Origin of the sequence: Corynebacterium meridianum, from assembly GCF_016342265.1 — a bacterium.
GTDB classification, from domain to species: domain Bacteria; phylum Actinomycetota; class Actinomycetes; order Mycobacteriales; family Mycobacteriaceae; genus Corynebacterium; species Corynebacterium meridianum.
On the sequence record NZ_JAEIOS010000015.1, the window covers coordinates 231,861 to 254,226 of the forward strand.

The window sequence follows — 22,366 nt, forward strand, 5'->3', positions numbered from 1 at the left end:
AGGGAAACGACATGGACAGAAACCCGGACCGGACCGACCACCACGGCCACGATCACGATGAGAACATCGACAGTGGCCCGGCGACCGGTCCGGGTTTCGCGGCCCAGATCATCGCGGTCCTGTGGCTGCTGACCGGGGCGCTCGTCCTCGCGCTGCTCGTGAGTGGCCGGATATCCACCTACATCAGAACCTTCTGGCAGCCGCTCACCCTCACCGTCGGGCTCCTCGTCACGGCGCTCGCGATCTCGGTCCTCTGGCTTGGAGCACGGCAGGAGAAACGCGGCGGCGGTGGGCGCGCGACGGTGTCACCGATCGCCTGGCTCGTGTTCGTCCCGTTCCTGCTCGTCGTCATCGGGGCCCCCTCCCCGCTCGGTGCGGCGATGCTCGACAACACCGCCAGTGGTACCGAACGCGACGCGGCACTCGCCGGAAACGGAGGCAGGGTGGACACCGCCCGCGGGGGCGTCACCTTCGAGCCGCTGTCCGATACCGAGATCAACGAACTCAACCTCGACGACCTCCACAACCGGTACTCCTACGGCGACCTGGCGGACCTCGGGGGCAAGCGCATCAAGGTCCTCGGATTCATCTCCCACGGTGGGGCCGCCAGCTTCGACGACAGTGGGCGGGAATCCTCCGCCGACGGACAGAAGGTGATGGTCAACCGCTACAAGATCTTCTGCTGCGCCGCCGACGCCGTCGCCTACTCCGCCACACTCGCAGGCGGCACGGACCTGCCCGACGACACGTGGGTCGAGGTGGTCGGCACGGTCGACACCGATGCCTCCACCTCACACCTCGTCCTCGCCCCAGAATCGATCACCGAGACCAACGAACCGAGGATTCCGTACCTGTGAGCACCACACAGAAAGCAGCGGACGGCAACCGGACCTTCCGTGTCACCCCCAGACAACTCGCGCTCTGGGAGTTCACCGCGCTCGGACTCATCGTCGTGCTGTGGACCCAGTTCGGCACCGGTCCGACCAGCGCCGTCGACCCGCTCTGGAACATGGGCGGTGCCGTTGAATCCTGGGCCGCGATCACCGTCGCCGTGGCGATCCAGGCGCTCCCGTTCCTCGTTCTCGGGGTCACGGTATCCGCGGTGATCGCGGCGTTCGCACCACCCGGATTCCTCCAGCGCATCACCCCGAGCAACAGTTTCCTCGCCGTTCCCGTCGCCGGTTCCGTCGCCATCGCCCTGCCCGGCTGCGAGTGCGCCTCCGTGCCCGTCGCCCAGTCCTTCATGCGAAACGGGGTGTCCAAAGCCGCCGCACTCGTGTTCATGCTCGCCTCCCCGGCGCTCAACCCGGTGGTCATCGTTTCCACGGCGGTGGCATTCAATGCCCTGCCCGAGATGGCCTGGGCCCGGTTCATCGCCTCATTCCTAGCGGTACTCATCGCCGGATGGCTGTGGATCATCATCGGCCGTGACGACGATATCCGGGTCACCGCCCCGGACGGCGCCGGTTTCGGCGGCTGCGCCGACGACCACTGCACACACGATGTCACCGTATCCGGGAAGCGGAGCTGGCAGTGGCGCAGGTTCCAGATGGCGGCACTCCACGACCTCACCCAGGCCGGGGGATTCCTCGTCCTGGGTGCGATGGTCGCGGCACTGATCAAGGTCACCGTCCCCGCCTCCTGGTTCGCCGACATCTCGCAGACCCCGTTGCTCGCCGTCCTCGTCATGGTGGGGCTCGCGATCCTGCTCTCCCTCTGCTCCGAGGCGGACGCCTTCGTCGCCGCGTCGTTCACGGCGGTCTCACCGACCGCGCAACTCGCGTTCCTCGTCGTCGGCCCCATGGTGGACATCAAACTGATCTCCATGCAGGCCGGCGCGTTCGGGCCGCGGTTCGTGCTCCGGTTCGTGCCCATGGTCCTGGTCTGCGGTGTCCTGTCTGCGGTCGCGGTGGGCGCGGTCATCTTCGGTGTTCTATAGAGGGACTCGGGAATGACAGCGTAGATAGAATTTCTGCAGAGGAGTTGGGGAACAGGTTTTGCTAGGTACTCCCACCTTGAGGATGACCAGGATGAGGCAAGAGCCTCGGAGCCAGTCGTAAAACAGTGGCTCCGAGGCTCTTGCCTCATGTTCTGATGGATCGTCCCGAAGGATCTCCCTTCGCCCTAAAGATAGAGTTCGGGACTTCTATCTGTAGGGCGTCGAAGGGTCAGGCTGTCTTGTTCCTCCGTGAGAGCAGGAAACCTCCGAGAATCAGCGCCATCATTCCGATAATAAAGAGAGTGATGGTGTTGGCTCCCGTCTGGGCGAGAACTCCCTTTTCGGTGGATGCCGTCTCCCGGTTTGAGCTTTCCGTACTCTTCGGTAGCCCGTTCTCTGGCGCAGTTTGTGCCTCGGTGGGCTGTTCGACGGGAGTTTTGATTGGAGTGCTCGGGGTCGACGACCCGATACCGGATGAAGGTGATGCTCCCAGAGAGCTTGAAATTCCGATGAGCGGAATCAGAGGAACAAGCGGGAGGAGCGGGAGCAGAGCACACACCCAACCGCACGAGGCTGAAGACAATCCCGGTACGACGTCGTCTGCCGGGGTGATGGCGTTGGCGATGTCGTTGTCGGTGAGGGTTTGTCCTTCGGGCCAGTCGTTTCCTTCGGTGGTGACGACGCGTTGTCCGTCTTTGGGGTCGGGCAGCGCGGTGACGGAAGCTTTGTTGCGGTGCTTCGTGTCGGGGGTGGCCATCGACAGGGTGCCGGTGCAGGTCATTGAGTCGCCGGTGGCGAGTTTGTCTGCGGGGCAGTCCAGGTCGGTGACGGTGTCGTTGCCGAGGGTGGTTTCATCGGTGACGGTGACGTCGGTCAGGTCGACGGTGCCGGTGTTGGTGACGACGATGGTCACGGGTTTGGTGTCGCCGACGGTGAAGGTGACGGGTTTCTGGTCGTCGCCGGTTTGGGTGGTGTCTTTTGCGGGTGCGTCGGCGTTGGCGTCGTGGCCGTCGATGTACTTGACCAGTTTGATGCTGGGTACGACGTCGTCTGCCGGGGTGATGGCGTTGGCGATGTCGTTGTCGGTGAGGGTTTGTCCTTCGGGCCAGTCGTTTCCTTCGGTGGTGACGACGCGTTGTCCGTCTTTGGGGTCGGGCAGCGCGGTGACGGAAGCTTTGTTGCGGTGCTTCGTGTCGGGGGTGGCCATCGACAGGGTGCCGGTGCAGGTCATTGAGTCGCCGGTGGCGAGTTTGTCTGCGGGGCAGTCCAGGTCGGTGACGGTGTCGTTGCCGAGGGTGGTTTCATCGGTGACGGTGACGTCGGTCAGGTCGACGGTGCCGGTGTTGGTGACGACGATGGTCACGGGTTTGGTGTCGCCGACGGTGAAGGTGACGGGTTTCTGGTCGTCGCCGGTTTGGGTGGTGTCTTTTGCGGGTGCGTCGGCGTTGGCGTCGTGGCCGTCGATGTACTTGACCAGTTTGATGCTGGGTACGACGTCGTCGAGCTTCTTGATGAACCCGAAATCAAGGGAGAAGTCCCGTTCGCCTTCTCTAGTCAGCGTCTTTGAGTTCGCGGTCCAGGTACTGGAATCGGTGTAAATGTCACCCTTGCCAGTCAACGTCGGAGTGTACTTTGCGAGAATATTTCGTGTCTGCTCGTCATCGCGATCAATGGAGACGGTGTATGCTCGGCCAACTTCTCCGTCCTTCGTGAAGGGAAGGCCGGTGAACAGATATCGACCACTCTGGTCTGTCCGAGTAATATTCTCCTTGACCTCTGAGTAATCCTGGTTCCTGAAGTCCTTGGTAACATCAGTTCCGTCGATATTCTGGATTTTCAACTTTATTCCAGGAATAGGGAGATCTTCCGGATCCTGGATGCCATTTCCGTTGACATCATAGAAAACAAAGTCTCCGACTGAAACGGACTTATCGCCGATTCCGGATCCGCCACTTCCGCCGCGGTCGATGGACGCCTGTCCTGAATCGCCCTCATCGGAAGGGGAACCGTTATTATCGATTCCTGTAACCGAAAACTCATTGTCGAGATAGCGGGAATCGCCACTTTCTGCCCGCATTTTCCCCGTGTAAGAAATCATCAGGGATTCGTTCTTCAACAGGTAACGACCGTCAGTGAGGGGGATGAAGCGCAGAGAGAATCCGCTCTCATTGCATGAATCCAGGGTCCATCGGGACGAATCGACCGGGACGTCACTGATCACCGTGTGTGGATAGGGTGTCCTATTCATTACGGAGATCTGATCACAGTTCGGTGCCCATTTTCCATCAGTTGTATCAGTGATGACGACGGGTTTATCGATGTCCTGCTTGGCAGTTCCCAGATAGACAACCCATGCGGGCTGCTCATCGCTCAGATATCCGACCTTACCTCCCGCCTGAAACACTCCACCTTCAGTAGGGGCGACCCAATGTGCAGGAAGGTAGGAGTTCCCGACACAGCTGTTAAACGGGAGGGATGTGTAGTCCTTATCTTCTTTCGGAAGCTGTGTCCAGTCGTTCCATGTAACAGTGAACCAAGTGGTGCCCCGCAGATTGGAGTGCTTTTCCGCGTATTCGGTCAGGGTGAACGTCGCTTTATTGGATCCGGAATCCCAGATCCCGGTGGCCACGACTTCATCGCTGCCCGGTGCATGGAGGGTGAGCTCGGACTTTCGCAAGGGTTTGAGCTCTTCGGGGAGGGATACCACAAACTGATCGCTTGCATTCACCGGATCACTGAGGGACCAATCAAATTCGACGTCGGCGGTGGCGTCCGGCCCTCCGTTGAGCTTGTTGGATTCTCCCCCTTTCCAGTTCCATTGCAGGTCGTCAACGATGCAGTTCTCGGCCGCTGTTGCCTGAGGTGTGATGCTGGGTGGGGCAGCTACGGATACGCCACATGCCAGGGCCAGGGATAGGAGTACCCCAGCTGTTCGCTTGTGATCCCTCCTGAATCCACTGATTGTTAGGGACATTTTCAAACCTTTCCGAACGAAGTGGTGCCGCTCCCCAAGCAGCGCTTGCTGCGGTCGAGTTGAAGGCGGAGCCCCATGGGTTCCTGGATAGAGGGAGCTATATTGAAGATATCTTGCAATATTAGAATTCTCAAAAGTTTCGTAGAGCGGGGGGTGTAAATTTCCCCCTTTCAAGGCAATGTACAGTTAATCAGCAGCTAGAAGGCAGGAAAGGGGCAGTTGGAACACAGCTACCGTTCAGGGTAAATATCTGCTTTGGCCGATTGGGAATAGTAATACCAGTTTTGTTCCTGTGTGTTGGCTGGAAATTGGCGGCCGGGTCGTCTTTTAGATTTTTTGGTTCGCTATCTAGTTGTGGTTGGCGCCATTGCCGCTGCTTCTATTCCGATAGTGTTTGTCGGAGATTTCTGGCCCTGTGGAGTGTGGTTGATAATAGGCTCTCCTGATGGAATGGTGGGGCCATGTATTTGGTCAATTAAAAGACCGTGAATCGTTTTACTTTGGCGGTCGATATCGGCGAATTGGGACTTTCGCAAGTGTCGGGGCAGGGAAACCACGAAGGCCGGAATGCGGGTAGTATGAGCCTGTGGCACCACCAGTCACAGCAGTCCCATCCGTCGTTGAGGAGCGCACCATGAAGCCAGCACTGCGTACCCTGGTCCGCTCGGGAACGGCGGCCGGCATCCTCGCGGCCGGACTTGCCACTGTGGCACCCGCATCGGCGACCCCCGCGGTCCCGGACCCCGAACTCCTCGGTGACGTCCGGGACATTCTGGCCACCATCGATGGCTTCGGTGGGCTGGAGGCCGTAATCGCGCGTCTCAACGCTCTACCGGATTCGGCGACCCCCACCGATGCCGCGGCACTCGTCGAGGATGTCGATGTGTCGAGCTACCGCGGGGAACCGCGGTACGAGATCACCGTGACCGCCGCTGCCGCCACCGCCCCGGACGAGCTGCGCGACGCGATGTGGGAAGACGTGGTGGACAGAGGTGTCCCGGATACCGCGACCCTACGCAACCAATTCACCTGCCACTACCACTACCGGGACATACTCGCGGTCAAACCGTCCTGGAACCTCGAGGCAGCCCGCACGGACAAGGGTCACGACGGTTTCGTCGGGGCCCTCTGCAACTAGCGACCCCGGTCTCACCATCTTCCGGAGGCGCCACACCGGATGGCACCGACCGCGGGCACATCTCGACAACCGTCGGTGTACGCGCGGTCAGAACCACGTCGGCGGGCGCACCGCATTCGCCATGTCGACGAGGCTGTACCGGTGCCGCGCGAACGGAGCCATCCGCGCCTGACTCCGCAGCGTGTCGGCGAGCGCCGCGCGCAGTCCCCGCTGGGAGAACGGGAAACCGAACAGGGTGTTGGGACTGGCGGAACAGTCCAGCCCGGTCGAACGCAGCCAATTCAGACCCGCGCTGATCACCCCGATCCTGATCTGCAGGAGACGTGGTTCGTTGTTCGGGATCTCCTCCAGTCGGCGGGCCGCGCGCCGGATCCGCGACTCCGTGAGCTTGGCCGGGTCCCCGGAGACCAGCAGCAGGATCGTGGTCAACTTGGCCATCCGGTGGTGCCGGGAAGGTTGGGGAACCTTGTCGAGGGCGTTCACCGCGAGTTCGACCTGTTTCTCCGCCATGAGCTGGCGGGCCATACCGAACGCGGAGGACACCGTCGTAGGGTTCGTCGCCCACACCAGCGCGTAGAGGCGCATCGAGTGGAACCGGAGGGCGACCGGATCGGAGGTCAGGTGGGACCAGCTCTCCCCGAGCGTCGACAGCACGTCCATGTGGAGGGCCGCGTCGGTACCAGCGGAGTGCGCCGCCGTGTGGATTGCGTCCTGGTCGAGCAGCGGACGGTGGGTGTACCCGAACTGCTGCAGGAGCATCTCGTCGACCGCTGCGAGGGCGAGCTTCGGCGCGGCCTCGCCGGGAACGATGTTGAGCACGTTGTTGAAGTGGTCCTGTGCGGCCACGTAGTCGTCCAGCAGCAGGTCGGTGACCCCGGAGTACCACTGGTGCCGCCAGTCCAGACCGAGGCGTTCCGACAGGGAATCCAGCCACTGCTTCGCCTCGAGGGTGAAACCCAGGTCCAGGAGGGCCCGGACGACGCCGAGCGGGATTTCCGCGGACGCCGAATACTCCTCCGTCTGCATCGCCTGGCGCATGGTCTCCAGAGCCTCGAGCGGTTCGGCGTACGAGGATCCGGATAACAGGCCCGCGCCGACGTCGCTGCGGTCGATGAGGGGGACGGGGAGCGCGGCGACCACCTCGGGCGCGGTGATCCGGACCTCCCGCTCGATGCCGTCGATGAGCTGGTCGGTGCGGAACACCTGGTGCTTGGTTCCGAACGTCGTACGCTGCGGGGAGAACAGGGAGTGCTGCGCCGGGAACTGCTTGCCGTCACGAATCGCGAGGATCTCCCGCAGCACCCCGTAGAGCTGGGTGGACAGCTCGGTGACATCACGGAAGCGCCGGGCCGGATCCTCGTGGGTCGCGCGGAGCAGCAGGCGGTAGAACGACAGGTGCCTGCGGAGCACCGGTTCCCCGGCGGGGGAGGGGATGCCCGGTGCGTAGGCGTCGTCGACGACGGGGAGGTTGCATGTCATGGCGGCGAGGGTGCGGCCGATGGTGTAGATGTCGCTGGCCACGGTCGGTCCCTGGGTGGGGACCTCGGGGGCCTGGAACCCGCGGGTACCGTAGATGAATCCGAAGGCGCCGATGCCGCTGACCGCGCCGAGGTCGATGAGCTTGACCTGGTCCTCGGTGACGATGATGTTGTCGGGTTTGAGGTCGTTGTAGACGACTCCACGGGAATGGAGGTAGTCGAGGGCGGGCAGGATCTCCAGGATGTAGCCGATGGCGAGCGCGACGTCGAAGACACCCCCGGACTGCCGCCGTCGGCGGTCCCGCAGGGAGGGGCCGCCGACGTACTCCATGACGATGAAACTCGTGTCGCTGCGCGGGTCGTCGATGAAGTTGAAAATCTTGACGATTCCGGGGTGGGTGATGTCGGCGAGGAACTCGCGTTCGGCCTCGGCGACGGAGCGGTGCCGGTTGTGTGGATCGGAGATCATCCCCTTCAGCACGACCCACCGGCCGGAGACGTTCCGGTCCTGTGCGAGGTACACCCAGCCCATTCCTCCGTGCGCGAGCACGCCCGCGACCTCGTACTGTCCGGCGACCATGTCCCCGGGGGACAGGGAGGGGGGCTCGATGCCCTTGGCTATGTCCTCCGCCGGATCCGTGATCGCCTCCATGGGATCCCGGAGACGGATGAACGGCAGCTGCACCATCCCGTCGGCGACGAACCGACCCCTGCGTGTGGACGAACGCCGCTCCCGGAAGGTCGACAGCGCCTGCTGCCGGGACCTGGTCCCGGCGTCGTCCGCCGTGGACGCCGACGACAATGCCGTCGTGTCGGCGGGACCCGGCACGGGTGCGGTGCCGGTGGCGGCCGCGGGCGCGGTCGCCGTCATGGTGGCGGCGTCATCACGCATGCTCCCGAGATCGTCGAGGAGCGCGTGGATCGTGTCGTCCTCCTCGTAGTCGTCGTCCTCGAAGGGGTTGTAGGGGACGGCTTCGGTACCCATCTCGTATTCGGCCATGGCTACGCCTCATCCTCCTGCCGGGTGTCCCGCTCTGGTTCGGGTCGGTAGTTGAGTGGTGGGGGCCCGTCGGTGGACTGGTAAGAGCCGAACCACCGGTTGTAGAGCCGCCACCAGGTGCCGTCCTCGCGGACCCGCTCGATGGTGGAATTCACCTGTCGGATCAGGCCGTCCGTGTCGTGCCGGTAGCCGGGGGAGGCGATTCCCACACCGTAGTGTTCCTCGCCGAGCGGCGGGCCGACCAGGCGGGTGTAGGGGTCCTGTTTGGCGATGCCGGAGAGGATCGCGTCATCCGAGAGCACCGCGTCCGCCTGGTACTGCTGCAACGCGACGAGGCAGTCGGCCCAGTTGCGCACCAGCAGCAGATCAGCCTCCGGGGCGAGCGACCGCGCGCGTTCGGCGGCCGTCGACCCGTTGGTGACGCACACCGTGCGGCCCTCCAGATCGGCCAGCGACGAGATGTTCGACGACTCCATCGCGAGAATCCGGGTCCGCGCCGTGAAATACGGGGTGGAGAACGCGATCTGGTCCTGTCGGCTCCGGGTGATTGTCAGGGAGCGGACCACGATGTCCACGGTCCCCGCCTCGAGCGCCAGGACCCGGTCGGAGGAGTCGACGAAGCGGAAGTCCACCCTCGACGGATCACCGAAGATGTCCCGGGCGATCTCCCGGGCGAGATCGACCTCGAAGCCCTCCAGTTCCCCGGTCGTCGCATCGCGGAAGCTCAGGAGATTCTGCGACTGATCGACCCCCACGATCAACCGGCCGCGCCGGAGGATCTCGGGTACCCGTTCCTCGACACTTCCGTCCCCGGGACGCCGGGAACCCAACAGACCCTCGACCAGGATCGGCTTACCCGGGTTACTGCCCGCCTTCTCCACCGCGGCCCCGGGGGGCAGAGGCAGGGCGGAATCCGTCTCGGAGACCCACGCCGGCTCGGTTTCGTCGTGGTTCGGCCGGGCGCACGCGGCCGCGGTGAGTGCGACGATGAGCAACACGGCGGCGGGGATCAGTCGGCGATGACGCATCACAGGTACTCCTGGAGTCGGGGCCGGATACCCGCCACCGTGGCGACCATCGCCAGCAGGCTCAGCAGAAGGACCATGGATGAAACCCTGGTCGTCGCGTTCAACCCGTCCGCGATGTAACTGCGCAGAGAGGCCCGGGCGTCGTCGATGAGCGAAGCCAGCGCGGAATCGAGCGAATCGAAGGCACTGGCCGCTGTGCCGTCGCCGGGATAGCGCTCCACGCCCCGGACACCGAGAGCGGTTTCGAGTGCGGCGGGGTAGTCCCCGGCCGCCTGATCGTCGGTGAGGGCGGAGTGCGCGCTGCGCCAGTAGACGAGCGACTGCCGGGCCACCTCGGCATTCGCGGAGTTGACGTCCGTCTCGCTCAGCACCGAGTTCTCGTAGGCGTCCAGAGCCTGCTCGATGGCCCGGGTCGCGGTGAGGAAACCGGCCTTCCCGCTGGAACTCTGCCGCCGCACTAGCGCCAGGGTCTCCTCGGTCCGGGCCTTCTGTGCCGCGATGCGGGCGTTGGTCAGCGACTCCAGTGGCTGCGAAGCCTCCTCGAAGCTCCGGGTGCCTGCATTCCACGTGACGAGGTTCGCGCCACCGACCCACAGCAGGGCGACGGTCATCAGGACGGTCGCTGTGACGAACCCCTTGTTCAGCCAGCGCCGTGTCCGGACCGCCAGCCACCGCTGCCCGAGCAGCAGCAGGAGGATCGCCGCGGCCAACCCCGACAGGGGAACCCACTGCGGTTCGGTCAGCTGCGACTGCTGCTCGCGGACCTCCTCCGACGTCTGTTCGAACAGTTCCGCCGCGGCGGGAAGGATCTCGGTGCGCATGAGTGCCGAGGCTTCCGCCAGGTATGCCGCACCCACCGGACTACCCGCCCGGCTGTTCGTCCGTGCCGTCTCCACGAGTCCCGTATAGACGGGGAGCTGGCGCTGGATCTGGGAGATGAGCTGACCCGATCTGCTGTCCAGGTCGGCGACCCCCGCGGCGGCTCTGGACGCGGCGATGCTCGCGCGGCGGATCGAATCACTGTAGGTCTGCCGGGTCTGCGGGGACTCCACACCCGCCTGCGCGAAACCGGTCGTCGCCGCGGTGTCCGCCACCGACAATGAAGTGTAGAGATTGTGTGCCGCGTAGGACGTCGGTTCCGTGGTGGTGATCAACGTCCCGAGGGCGTCCTTCCGGGCGGCCGACGACTGGGACATGGAGAACCCGGCGGCGAAGATGGCGACCGTGATGATCAGGGCCATCGCCGTCATCTTCCCCGGGGAGGTACGCAGGAAACCGAACGCCCTGCGCAGCCAGTGGAAGGGCTGACCGAAGGTGTCCTGGGCGAAGGCGAACAGCGGATGCCGGTGACGCTGCCGGTCCATTCCGCTGACCCGGTCCAACCAGTGGTCCTGGGTGTCCTCCGGAATCACGGTGGACTGAGGGGCGCCGATCATTTCACAAGAATAACCGACCGTCGCGGCTTTCACTGCTGCTGTGCTGATGCCACCGACCGGCCACCCCCGGAGGTGGTGACGGGACTAATGTTGGGGGCTATGAAAGGTGACGGAAACGGTTGGTCCGCGGGCCCCGGGGGCGCGCGGTGCTGGGGGATTCACGGTGCCGCCGGGCTACTGCTCGTCGCGGACGGTTCCGACACCCGCGGAGGGAAGGGATCCGGGCCCCTACGCATCCTCATGCAGCATCGTGCCGAATGGACCGCGGACGGGGGCACCTGGGCGCTTCCCGGAGGTGCCCGCGACTCGCACGAATCCGCGGCGGAAGCCGCACTCCGGGAGACGGAGGAGGAGTGCGCCATCGACACCGACCGCGTGGAGGTTCTCGGAGAGCTGACCACCGCGGGACCCCACGACGCTGATCCGGAACGCCCGGAACTGGCTGGGGGGTGGACCTACACGACCGTCATAGGCAGGGTGGGGCAACCACTGCCGACCCGGGCGAACCGGGAATCCGTCGAACTACGGTGGGTCGCCCTCGACCGGATCACGGACCTGAACCTGATGCCCGCGTTCGCCGCCGCCTGGCCGCGCCTGCGGGACGAACTCGACCGACTCCTGGGAGATGACCGGTGACAACCATCGATGAGGCACGCCTCTATCTCGTGACCGACGCCCGATTCCGCGAGGACGGAACCTCGGGGCTCCTCGAGCTCGCCGAGAGCGCCTGCCGTGCCGGAGTCGACATAATCCAGCTCCGGCAGAAGAACCCCCGGATCGAGGCGGCCGAGGAACTCGACCTCCTCGCCGCGCTCCGTGAGGTCTGCGACCGGCACGGCACCCTGCTCGCGGTCAATGACCGCGCCGACATCGCCCACGCCGCCGGCGCCGACGTCCTCCACCTCGGCCAGCGGGACCTCCCCGTCGCCGTGGCCCGACAGATCGTCGGCCCCGACGTCATCATCGGAAGGTCCTGCCACGATCCCGATCAGGTCGACGCCGCGATCGCGGACCCCGATGTCGACTACTTCTGCACCGGGCCGGTGTGGGCGACACCCACCAAACCCGGACGCGCGGCGACGGGCCTCGAACTGGTCCGTTACGCGGCGTCCACCGGGACCACCAGACCCTGGTTCGCGATCGGCGGCATCGACACCACCAACGCGCCCGAGGTCGCGGAAGCTGGCGCCCGGCGGCTCGTGGTGGTGCGCGCCATCGCCGACGCCTGCGACCCGGCCGCTGCTACCCGGGTACTCAGAGCGGCGGTGGACGGGCGGTGACCTCCATCGACCGTGTTCCCGTCAGCGTCATCGGGGGATCCGTCATTGGTTTGGCTTGCGCCTTCCGACTGGCCCACGCCGGAGCCGACGTCACGCTGTACGCACCCGCGGCGAGCCCCCGCGACGGGGCCGGCTGGGTAGCCGGCGGTATGCTCGGCGGACTCACCGAAGCCTGGCCGGGTGAGGAGGCGATGCTCCACCTCGGAGTCGCGTCCCTCGACTCCTGGGAACGCCTGCTCAGCGACCTCGCCGACGGCGGCGCGGACGACATCGTCACCGGAACGGGCACGATCCTCACCGGCGCCGACGGCGCCGACGCCACCGACATCGAGCGGACCTTCGGATTCGTGGAATCGCACTATCCGGGGCGACTCAGCCGGATCAGTCGCCGCGAGATGCGGCAGCTCGAGCCCGCGCTGCGCCGCGGACTGCGCGCCGGGATCCTGTGCCCGGAGGAACACGCCGTCGACAACCGCGTCCTGCTCCACCGACTGACCGGGGCCTGCGACCGACTCGGTGTCCGACGCGTGGAGGAGACGGTCACCGATCCGGACTCCGTCCCCGGCGAGCGTGTCGTCGTCGCTGCGGGCGCCGGTGCCCGCGAACTACTCGGGATCGACGTCCGTGAAGTCAAGGGCGAGGTCGTGCGGCTGCGCCGGCAACCCGGATCGCAGCCCGCCCCGGCCCGCACGATCCGCGCCCGTGTGCACGGTCGGCCGCTCTACCTGGTGCCCCGCGCCTGGGGCATGGCCGTCGGCGCCACCGAATACGAGCACGGCCACGACACCGCACCCACGGCGGGTGGGGTCCGCCAGCTGCTCGACGACGCGGCACTCGTGTTCCCCGGAATAGACGACTACGTGTTCGACGAGGTGATCGCCGGTCTGCGGCCCTACAGCCCGGACAACGTCCCTGTCATCGGCCCCGTCGGCGACGGTCGCGTGATCGCTGCCTGCGGACACGGACGCAACGGGATCCTGCTCTCCGCCATCACCGCTGACTCCGTCGTCGCCGAGGTCCAAGGCACACCACTCGACATCACCCGGCTCACCCGACCGGATCGACCCACCCTCTAGGAGCACCCCATGAGTCAGTTCACCGAACGCACGCCCGGCGACCACGGCCCGAGAACAGTCACCGTCAACGGGCAGACCCGCGAGCTCGGATCGGAGACCACCATCCGGCAGCTCGTCCGCGAACGCTCCGAGTCCGACCGCGGTTTCGCCGTCGCCGTCAACGGGCTGGTCGTCCCGGCGGTCCGCTGGGACGAGACCGTCGGACAACTGGATGCGGCGCAGATCGACATCTTCACCGCCGTCCAGGGAGGGTAGACGTGTCTGAACCACTGGTCATCGCCGGAAAGACCCTCACCTCGCGTCTGATCATGGGTACCGGCGGGGCAGCCAACCAGCAGGTCCTCCGCGAGGCGCTCGTGGCGTCCGGTACGGCGATGACCACCGTCGCGATGCGTCGCGTCGACGCCGGTGGGCACACCGGACTGCTCGCCCTGCTCGACGACCTGGGTATCACCGTCCTGCCGAACACCGCGGGCTGCCGGACCGCCGCCGAAGCCGTCCTCACCGCCCGGCTCGCCCGGGAGGCACTGGACACCAACTGGATCAAGCTCGAGGTCATCGCCGACGACCGGACCCTCCTGCCTGACGGCGTGGAGCTCCTCGACGCCGCCGAGCAACTCGTCGACGACGGCTTCGTCGTGCTGCCCTACACCAACGACGACCCCATCCTCTGCCGTCAGCTGGAGGAAGCCGGGTGCGCCGCGGTGATGCCGCTGGCCGCACCGATCGGCACCGGACTGGGAATCCGCAACGAACACAACCTGGAGATGATCACCGCCGCCGCCGGCGTGCCCGTGATCTGCGACGCGGGCATCGGCACCGCCTCCGACGCCGCCCGTGCCATGGAACTCGGCTGCGCAGCCGTCCTGCTCGCCACAGCGGTCACCCGCGCCGATGATCCCGTCACCATGGCACGGGCCATGAAACTCGCCGTCGAATCCGGACACCTGGCGCGCACCGCGGGACGCATCCCGAAGCGATTCTGGTCGCAGGCGTCCTCGCCGACCGGATCACCCGTCTGACGGCCTGCCACGGTTCCGGATCCCGGTGGTCGACCGCCGGTGGGTATCCGTGCCCTGCGACCGAGGGGGATGCGCCGGGACAAACAGACCCGCCACGGACGGACGATCACCGGTCGGACGGTGAGAATCCTCGCGGCAGGATGTGTCGATGACGCGTACATGTCGATGGGACGTGTCGAAATTCCGGGGGTTTTTCGACACGTTCCCCGAAATGTGTAAGCTTCGTACATGTGGAAGACACCTGATCTGCCTTACCAGGATCTGCCGGCACTACCGCCCTCGTGCCAGGTTGAGACGCCGGGAGTCTTGAAGGCCACGGTGGCTGCAGGTCGGGCACTGGCCAGGCTTGACGGTGCCTGCAAACGACTCCCTGACCCTACGATGCTCATCAATTTGATTCCTCTGCTCGAAGCACAGGCATCAAACGAAATCGAGAACATCGTGACCACAAACGATGAACTCTTCAAGGCGGCCCACGGTGCACTATCCGAGATGACACCGCAGGTCAAAGAGGCCCTGCGTTATCGTGAGGCCCTCCATGCAGGCGTCCGCTCACTCGATTCCAGGCCACTTACGGCCCAAACTGCGATAGACATCTGTTCCCGGATACACGGGCATTCCGTTGTAATCAGAGATCAACCGGGTACCTACATCGGCAGCTCCGCGAGTGAAAGGCGTATCTACACTCCACCCGAGGGAAAGGAAGTGATTTGGGAGCACCTCAGTCGCTGGGAACGGTTCCTGCACGCGGATCACGGCCTTGACCCATTGACCGTGATGGCTCTCGCGCACTACCAGTTTGAGGCGATCCACCCGTTCTTCGACGGAAACGGACGTACCGGGCGTGTCCTGAACCTTCTCATCCTCATTGAGACGGGACTACTGGAATTTCCGATTCTCTATCTGTCCGGGCACATCATGCGACACAAGGACACCTATTATGAACGGTTGAATGCGGTGACCCGCTCCGATGATTGGGAACCCTGGATTCTCTTCATGATGGAAGGAGTGGAGTCGACCGCACGTTGGACTATGCAGCTCGTTGAAGCAACGGATGATCTTCGAGGCAACATGGAGGCACAGATCCGTCAGCTGAATACGAGGATGCCTGCAACAGAGATAGCCCGGCTGTTGTTCACGCAGCCTTATCTTCGCATTGAGAATGTCGTGGACGCCGGATTGGCGAAGCGCCAGACCGCTTCCAAGTGGTTGGGTGATCTGGCAGAAGCGGGGCTCATCACGAAGGAGAAGGTCGGGCGCCATGTGATCTTCGTGAATGACCGATTGTTATACACCCTCTTTCACACCCCACTACCGGGGCCACACCTAGGGTAGTGTGACTTCGCGGGAGAGCCAGCCCAGGGTGTGACCTTGCAGCCATCTCGGGGTCATCCGCGCCGGTTCGTGCTTCCTGTGTCACACTGGTGGGCATGATTGAAGTTTCCGGCCTGACCAAGAGCTACCGCGAGGTCCGTGCCGTCGATGACCTGACCTTCTCGGTCAACCCCGGGGTGGTCACGGGTTTCCTCGGGCCGAACGGTGCGGGCAAGTCGACGACGATGCGGATGATTCTGGGGCTCGACAAACCCACAGCGGGCACCGCGACCATCAACGGCGTCCCCTACCGCAAGCTGAAGAACCCGTTCCGGGAGGTCGGGGCGCTTCTCGACGCCAAGGCGACCCACCCGAACCGTAGCGCCGCGAACCACCTGAAGTGGATCGCGAAGTCCAACGGGATCCCCAAGCGCCGGGTCGACGAGGTTCTCGGACTCGTCGGCCTCACGGATGTGGCGGGCAAGAAGACCGGCGGTTTCTCCCTGGGCATGGGGCAGCGACTCGGCCTCGCGACGGCACTGCTCGGAGACCCGGGCGTGCTGCTTCTCGACGAGCCGGTCAACGGACTGGATCCCGAGGGGATCCGCTGGGTGCGGGACTTCCTCAAGACTCTCGCCGCTGAGGGTCGTACCGTTCTGGTGAGTTCCCACATGCTGTCCGAGATGGCCCTGACCGCGGATCACCTCATCGTGATCGGGCGCGGAAAGCTCGTCTCCGACTCGTCGACCTACGATTTCATCAAGGAGTCCTCGCGTACCTCGGTGCTCATGCGTACCGAACAGTACAAGGAGTTCACAGCTGTGCTCGAAGAGGAGAACATTCCCTACCGGGAGGACCTCGACGAAGAGAAGCGGCCCCTGATCGTCATCGATGACAGAACCACCGACTTCGTCGGTGCCCTCGCCTACTCCACCGGAATCATGGTCAACGAGCTCACCGAGCGGAAGGCGTCCCTCGAGGAGGCGTTCCTCCAGATGACGGGCCACGCCCAGGAGTACCACGCAGGTGCGAACCCCGGACAGCCGGAGATTCCGGGAGCTGTACCGACACCGGACGACCAGAAGCTGAACGAGGAGAACTGACACATGTTTCCCAACATCCTTGCCGCGGAGTGGATCAAACTCCGCACCACCAAGGCCTTCTGGTGGACGACCGCGATCTTCTTTCTCGTCGGTGTCGGTACACCCGCGCTCTACGTCTACAGTGCCGTTCGGTTCGACGGTCAGGAGAACGCGATCCTCATGCCGCAGATCCTAGTTTCCGGGGTCGGCGCCTTCGGCTTCCTCGTCCTGATGATCCAGGCGGTGATGGTCGTCACCGGCGAATACCGCCACTCGGTCACCCACTCGACATTCCAGGCATGCCCGAACCGGACGCTGGTCGTCGTCGCGAAACTCGTGCTGTACATGGTGATCGCCGCGGTCCTGACGTTCATCGGTGTGATCGGGGCCTTGTATGCGGCGAAACTCGTCGCGTCGGACGCCTCCGCTGCGACCCTCGACATCTGGGGCGGGGACATCACGCGTCGTATCATGTGGGTCTATCCGCTCGCCGGGGCGTTGCTCGTCGTGTTCTCCCAGGCCATCGCCTGGATCGTCCGACAGACCGCCGGTGCCATCTCGATCCTCTTCCTCTGGTACTTCGCGGTGGAGAATCTGATCAACCTGCTGATCCCGAAGATCGGTAAGACGATCTACAAGTATGCCCCGTTCAACAACTTCAACGCCTTCGTCAACGACCAGGCCGTCGATGCCCCCTGGGGGGTCACCGGTAGTATCTGGTACTTCGCCGCCTGGGCGTTCGGGCTCCTGATCGTCGCCGTCCTGCTGGTGAATACCCGCGACGCCTGACCGGCCCACGACACCACGTAACCCGGTACCTCATCCGAGGCACCGGGTTGCGTCATATTCACCGGGACGAATCCTCTAACGTGGAGGGCACCTTCCCAGATCCAGAGAGGACCGGTGCCGCCGTGAACAAGCTCCAGTCGATGTCCGACCGCGCACTGACCGCGCAGATCCTGGTGCTAGTGCTGTGCGTCATCGGCCTGGGCGCCATCCTGTTCGCCGTGCCCGACGGCAGGTGGGCGGCGTTACCGTTCATCATCTGTGTTGCCGGACTCCTCGGTTTTTGCGGGGAGTGCTACCGGCGCTGGAGCATCCGACGCCGGTGACTCCCGACCGGCACGATCACGTCGCACTGATCGGCAGATAGACCCGCCCGCCGGACTCCGCGAACTCCCGCGACTTCTCCTGCATACCGGCCTCGATCGCCTCCACACTGTCCAGGCCGTGCTGCTTCGCGTACTCGCGCACATCCTGGGAGATCCGCATCGAGCAGAACTTGGGGCCGCACATCGAACAGAAGTGCGCCGTCTTCGCAGGCTCCGCGGGCAGTGTCTCATCGTGGAAATCGAGGGCGGTGTCCGGATCGAGGGCCAGCGCGAACTGGTCGTGCCACCGGAACTCGAAGCGCGCGGTGGACAGGGCGTCGTCACGCTCCTGTGCCCGCGGATGACCCTTCCCCAGGTCCGCTGCGTGGGCGGCGATCTTGTAGGTGATCACACCGATCTTCACGTCATCCCGGTTCGGCAACCCGAGGTGTTCCTTCGGGGTGACGTAGCAGAGCATGGCGGTCCCCGCCTGCCCGATGATCGCGGCGCCGATCGCGGAGGTGATGTGGTCGTACCCGGGTGCGATGTCCGTGGCGAGGGGGCCAAGTGTGTAGAACGGTGCTTCTTCGCACCACTGTTCCTCCCACTCCACATTGATCGCGACCTTGTGCATGGGAACATGCCCCGGTCCCTCGATCATCACCTGGCACCCACGTTCCTTAGCGACCCTCGTCAGCTCACCGAGCGTGCGCAGCTCGGCGAGCTGCGCCTCATCGTTCGCGTCGGCGATGGAACCGGGGCGCAGTCCGTCGCCGAGGGAGAAGGTGACGTCGTACTTCGTGAGGATGTCGCACAGCTCCACGAAGTGCGTGTACAGGAAGGATTCCTCGTGCCGGTTCAGGCACCAGGCCGCCATGATCGAACCACCGCGGCTCACGATGCCGGTGACCCGGTTCGCGGCCAGTGGGACGTAGCGCAGCAGCACACCGGCATGCACGGTCATGTAGTCCACGCCCTGCTCACACTGCTCGACCACGGTGTCCCGGTAGATCTCCCACGTCAGCTTCGTGGGATCGCCCTTGACCTTCTCCAGTGCCTCGTAGATCGGGACGGTACCGACCGGGACGGGGGAGTTGCGCAGTATCCACTCGCGGGTCTCGTGGATGTCCCGCCCGGTGGACAGGTCCATGATGGTGTCCGCGCCCCAGCGGGTCGCCCACACCATCTTCTCCACCTCCTCCGCGATGGACGAGGTCACGGCGGAGTTGCCCATGTTGGCGTTGACCTTCACCGCGAACTTTTTGCCGATGATCATCGGTTCGATCTCGGGGTGGTTGTGGTTCGCGCAGATCACCGCGCGACCGGCGGCGACCTCCTCCCGGACGGTCTCGGGGTCGAAGCCCTCGCGGTGCGCGATAAACGCCATTTCGGGGGTGATGATCCCGGCACGGGCCCACGCCAACTGTGTGCGCACCTTCAGCTCCGGGTGCTCGTCGGAGGCGGGCACGGCATCGGGGTGCGGCCAGGAGTCACGGGTCTTGGCCAGTCCCCGCTTCAGATCCAGTTCCGGATCGGTGTGGGTGTAGATACCCGAGGTGTCGTAGACGTCGAAGTGGTCTCCGTTGGTCAGGTTGACCCGGCGGGCCGGAACCCGCAGGGTGGTGCCTTCGAAGTCGATCTCATCGTAGATCTTCTCGCTCCGGTAGATCGGGCCCGTGGTGACCTGGCCCTCCGTCGGGGGTGCGGTCTTCGGGTTGACGCTGGGCGTGCGTGAGCGCATGGCTGTATTTCCTCTCCCTACGCCGGCATTATCCGGACAGGTTCGAAACGGTCGGCACCCCCTGATGATTCAGGTGCCCTCTCAGCGTGGTTCGGGCCACGCTCCCGCGGTGACAGGTTGTGCGCACGAGTCTAACAAGCATCAGATGACAGGGGGCCGGGTTTCGGGCCCGGGTCGGTCACATTCCCTGGCACGGCTGCGGGGTGGACACGGGACGTATCCACCCCGCAGCCGATTCCCAGAAGGGTGGAAGGATCAGGGGTTGTCCGTCACCGGCGTCCATGCCTGTTCCTTCTGCGGCATACCGAAGTAGCTGGCCATGCCGATGAAACCGGCCATGGAGGCACTGTTCTTGCAGGCCATGCGGTCCTCCTGCTCCTGTGCGGGATCGCCGTTTCCGACGGTCGCCCATGTCGGGGCCTCGGGGACGGGAGCACCGAACACGGACTGCGTCGTCATCAGTGTGGTGGAAGGGCCGTCGCCTCCCGCGGAGTCACTGACGATGACCTCCACGGGGCCACCGGGGACCACGAGCTGGCGGGCGTCCTCGTCCCAGCGCGCGAGGGCACTGTCGGGGATCGTGATGTCGACGTCGACGGTGTCCCCGGGTGCGATCCCGACCCTGCTGTAGCCCGCGAGTTCGCGGATCCCGTCACGGACCGCGTACGCCTGGACGACGGTGTCGCCGTGACGGTCTCCGGTGTTGGTGACCGTTGCGGTGACGGAGTTCGGTCCGGTCGTCCGGACGTCATCCGTGGTGAAGGTGGTGTAGCTCAGTCCGTGGCCGAACCACCAGCGCGGCGTGATGGACTGCCACTGGTATCCCCGGTATCCCACGCCGGTCCCCTCGGTGAACGCACCTGAACCGAATGAGCTGGTGGTGGGCATCTGATCCTGGGAGAGAGGCCAGGTCACCGGGAGGTGCCCGGAGGGGTTGACGTCACCGAAGATGATGTCCGCCAGGGCGTCGCCGTACTCCTGTCCGGGATAGAACGCCGCGAGGACCGCCGGGACGTCGTCCCCGTATCCGTCGAGGTCGACGGGTCCTCCCGTGTTGGTGACGAGAACGACCCGGTTGTTGGCCTCCAGTGCGGTGCGGATGATGTTGCGCTGATGCAGACCGAACCGGAAATCGGTGTTGTCCACCGATTCGGTGATGTGCCGGTGCATGACGACGACCACGAGGTCGGAGTTCTCGGCGAGCTGCCGCACGGTGGGCAGGTAGTTGCCGTCGGTGTAGTGCACCTCGGTGCCGTTTCCCGCGCCACGGGAGTAGAGCCCCTCGAAGGGGGTGACGATGTCGTCCGCGATGACGTGGCCGGATCCGCCCCCTGAACCGAGCGCGTCCCGTCCCGCACCGGAGCCGATGAGCCCGATGGTGTGGACGGAGTCGTCGACGGGGAGCACAGGGTGTTCACCCGAGTCCGTGGGGACGGTGTCGTTGCGCAGCAGGACCATTGACTTCGCCGCGATGTCCCGGGCGAGCTCCCGGTGCCCGGGGCCCGTCACCACCGCATCCTGCGTGCCGGTGGGCGGTGAGTCCACGACGCCGGAGCGGAACATCTCGGCCAGGACGTTGTGCACCATGGTGTCGACGCGGTCACCGGAGACCGCGCCGGAGTCAACGGTCGACCACAGATGATCGGAGTAGAAACAGGAGTCGGGCATCTGCATGTCGAGTCCGGCGTTCGCAGAGGCGACGGTGTTGTGCTGTCCGTACCAGTCGCTCACGGTGAATCCGTCGAAACCGTACTGCCCGCGCAGCACCTGGTTCATCAGGTAGGAGTTGTTGCAGTTCTTCGTCCCGCTGAGCTGGGAGTAGCTGCACATGACCGAGGAGACGCCGGCATCGGCGACACGGCCGAAGGGTTTGAGGTAGATCTCCTGGAGGGTTTTCTCGTCGACGGTGACGTCACTGGCGTCCGTGTTGCGGCCGTTCTCGCGGGTGTACGCGCCGAGGTGTTTGGCGACACCCATGATCCCGGCGGAGCGGGTACCGGTGACCTCCGCTGCACCGAGGTCACCGACGAGGAGGGGATCCTCGCCGGGGGACTCGAAGAAGCGGCCCCACCGTGGGTCACGGGCGATGTCGATGGCGGGGCCGGCGACCGCGTTGGCGCCTTTGCCGCGTGCCTCGGTGGCGATGGCGGCGGCGTAGTCCTGTGCGAGACCCGGATCGAATGTGGCACCGAGGTTGAGGTGGGAGGGGAACTGGGTGATCCCGGAGGCACCGTTGCCGATGCCTGCCGGTCCGTCGGTGAATTTAACGGGAGGTAAGCAGAGTCGTTCCACCCCGTGGGTGCGGCCGGCGAATTCCGGTCCCCACCCCTGGAGGTAGGCGGCCATGCCGGTGATGACGGCCGATTTCTCTTCCCGCGTCATTTCCGCGATCACCCTGTCGGCCCGTTCCTCGGGCGTGACGGTGGGGGTCATCCACGGGGAACAGTCCACCGGGTCCGTTCCGGCGGTGTGCTGGGCGATTGCGGGGGTTGATCCGAGCAGGACGGTCGTGGCGGCCAGCAGTGCGGCCGTCGTACGGGTGGGGAGGTGGTGCGGGATGATGCGCATGCGGTCTCCTCGGGGGAACTCTGGGATGGGTAGCACCTAGTGTGCACGAAAATCGTCGCGGACAGTGCTGAAACAGAGCGGAGCAGTATGTTTTCTTTCTCCTGCGGGAAACGGGAACGTCCCTCAGCTCCGGGGAATCCGGCGCCGTACGGCGTTAGACTGTCGCGGTGTCGAATCACGGGGCAGACGGAAGGGGACG

Annotated in this window: 18 protein-coding genes and 1 riboswitch; of the genes, 12 read left to right on the forward strand and 6 right to left on the reverse strand. The window is 64.8% G+C overall.

Going from position 1 to position 22,366, the window contains the following annotated elements; all coding sequences use genetic code 11:
* The first annotated feature begins 11 nt into the window (after window positions 1-11).
* Both JDV75_RS11030 and JDV75_RS11035 read left to right on the forward strand, forming a co-directional pair.
* Entirely contained in the window at window positions 12-857 is an 846-nt protein-coding gene (locus tag JDV75_RS11030) for a TIGR03943 family putative permease subunit (protein WP_198739293.1), read from the forward strand.
* The gene (locus tag JDV75_RS11035) at window positions 854-1,939 is read left to right on the forward strand and encodes a permease (RefSeq protein WP_248097175.1); all 1,086 of its coding nucleotides are present in this window, start codon (window positions 854-856) and stop codon (window positions 1,937-1,939) included. The genes JDV75_RS11030 and JDV75_RS11035 overlap by 4 nt, the downstream gene beginning before the upstream one ends.
* A gap of 229 nt (window positions 1,940-2,168) precedes the next feature.
* On the opposite strand, the gene JDV75_RS11040 is transcribed toward JDV75_RS11035, so the two are convergent.
* Window positions 2,169-4,913: a DUF7507 domain-containing protein gene (locus JDV75_RS11040; protein ID WP_198739294.1), complete on the reverse strand. Its 2,745-nt coding sequence runs from the start codon at window positions 4,911-4,913 to the stop codon at window positions 2,169-2,171.
* A gap of 634 nt (window positions 4,914-5,547) precedes the next feature.
* On the opposite strand from JDV75_RS11040, the gene JDV75_RS11045 reads away from it, so the two are divergent.
* Complete coding sequence (locus JDV75_RS11045) at window positions 5,548-6,051, forward strand: DUF2599 domain-containing protein (protein WP_198739295.1); 504 nt, start codon at window positions 5,548-5,550, stop codon at window positions 6,049-6,051.
* 87 nt (window positions 6,052-6,138) lie between these two features.
* On the opposite strand, the gene JDV75_RS11050 is transcribed toward JDV75_RS11045, so the two are convergent.
* From JDV75_RS11050 to JDV75_RS11060, 3 genes are read right to left on the reverse strand one after another with little or no spacing between them, the layout of a single operon-like run.
* Window positions 6,139-8,529, reverse strand: a complete 2,391-nt coding sequence (locus JDV75_RS11050; RefSeq protein WP_198739296.1) for a serine/threonine protein kinase — start codon at window positions 8,527-8,529, stop codon at window positions 6,139-6,141.
* Window positions 8,530-8,531: 2 nt separating this feature from the next.
* Entirely contained in the window at window positions 8,532-9,557 is a 1,026-nt protein-coding gene (locus JDV75_RS11055; RefSeq protein WP_198739297.1) for a glutamate ABC transporter substrate-binding protein, read from the reverse strand.
* On the reverse strand, window positions 9,557-10,993 hold the full coding sequence (locus tag JDV75_RS11060) for a hypothetical protein (protein WP_232958467.1): 1,437 nt from the start codon (window positions 10,991-10,993) through the stop codon (window positions 9,557-9,559). The genes JDV75_RS11055 and JDV75_RS11060 overlap by 1 nt, the downstream gene beginning before the upstream one ends.
* Window positions 10,994-11,092: 99 nt before the next feature.
* Here JDV75_RS11060 and JDV75_RS11065 point away from each other — a divergent pair, with 99 nt between their 5' ends.
* From JDV75_RS11065 to JDV75_RS11105, 9 genes are all read left to right on the forward strand, one after another.
* Window positions 11,093-11,629 (forward strand): NUDIX hydrolase, encoded by a 537-nt coding sequence (locus JDV75_RS11065; RefSeq protein ID WP_198739298.1) that lies wholly within the window; start codon window positions 11,093-11,095, stop codon window positions 11,627-11,629.
* A complete protein-coding gene (gene thiE / locus JDV75_RS11070) occupies window positions 11,626-12,273 on the forward strand; it encodes a thiamine phosphate synthase (protein ID WP_198739299.1) in 648 nt (215 codons plus the stop codon). Before JDV75_RS11065 ends, thiE begins: the two co-directional genes overlap by 4 nt.
* Window positions 12,270-13,349: a glycine oxidase ThiO gene (gene thiO / locus JDV75_RS11075; protein WP_336244338.1), complete on the forward strand. Its 1,080-nt coding sequence runs from the start codon at window positions 12,270-12,272 to the stop codon at window positions 13,347-13,349. Before thiE ends, thiO begins: the two co-directional genes overlap by 4 nt.
* Before the next feature lie 9 nt (window positions 13,350-13,358).
* Window positions 13,359-13,604 (forward strand): sulfur carrier protein ThiS, encoded by a 246-nt coding sequence (thiS, locus tag JDV75_RS11080; RefSeq protein ID WP_198739300.1) that lies wholly within the window; start codon window positions 13,359-13,361, stop codon window positions 13,602-13,604.
* Between the two features lie 2 nt (window positions 13,605-13,606).
* Complete coding sequence (thiG, locus tag JDV75_RS11085; RefSeq protein WP_198739301.1) at window positions 13,607-14,371, forward strand: thiazole synthase; 765 nt, start codon at window positions 13,607-13,609, stop codon at window positions 14,369-14,371.
* Window positions 14,372-14,599: 228 nt separating this feature from the next.
* A complete protein-coding gene (locus JDV75_RS11090) occupies window positions 14,600-15,706 on the forward strand; it encodes a Fic family protein (RefSeq protein ID WP_198739302.1) in 1,107 nt (368 codons plus the stop codon).
* Between the two features lie 95 nt (window positions 15,707-15,801).
* Window positions 15,802-16,788, forward strand: coding sequence for an ABC transporter ATP-binding protein (locus tag JDV75_RS11095; RefSeq protein ID WP_198739303.1), 987 nt, complete (start codon window positions 15,802-15,804; stop codon window positions 16,786-16,788).
* Between the two features lie 3 nt (window positions 16,789-16,791).
* On the forward strand, window positions 16,792-17,556 hold the full coding sequence (locus JDV75_RS11100; RefSeq protein WP_198739304.1) for a multidrug ABC transporter permease: 765 nt from the start codon (window positions 16,792-16,794) through the stop codon (window positions 17,554-17,556).
* A gap of 122 nt (window positions 17,557-17,678) precedes the next feature.
* Entirely contained in the window at window positions 17,679-17,879 is a 201-nt protein-coding gene (locus JDV75_RS11105; RefSeq protein WP_198739305.1) for a hypothetical protein, read from the forward strand.
* 16 nt (window positions 17,880-17,895) lie between these two features.
* Here the strand turns inward: JDV75_RS11105 and thiC are convergent, their stop codons facing one another.
* Entirely contained in the window at window positions 17,896-19,599 is a 1,704-nt protein-coding gene (thiC, locus tag JDV75_RS11110; RefSeq protein ID WP_198739306.1) for a phosphomethylpyrimidine synthase ThiC, read from the reverse strand.
* Window positions 19,597-19,717: riboswitch (TPP riboswitch) on the reverse strand. It overlaps the preceding gene by 3 nt.
* Window positions 19,718-19,854: 137 nt before the next feature.
* Window positions 19,855-22,167, reverse strand: a complete 2,313-nt coding sequence (locus JDV75_RS11115) for a beta-glucosidase family protein (RefSeq protein ID WP_198739307.1) — start codon at window positions 22,165-22,167, stop codon at window positions 19,855-19,857.
* Window positions 22,168-22,366: the final 199 nt, after the last annotated feature.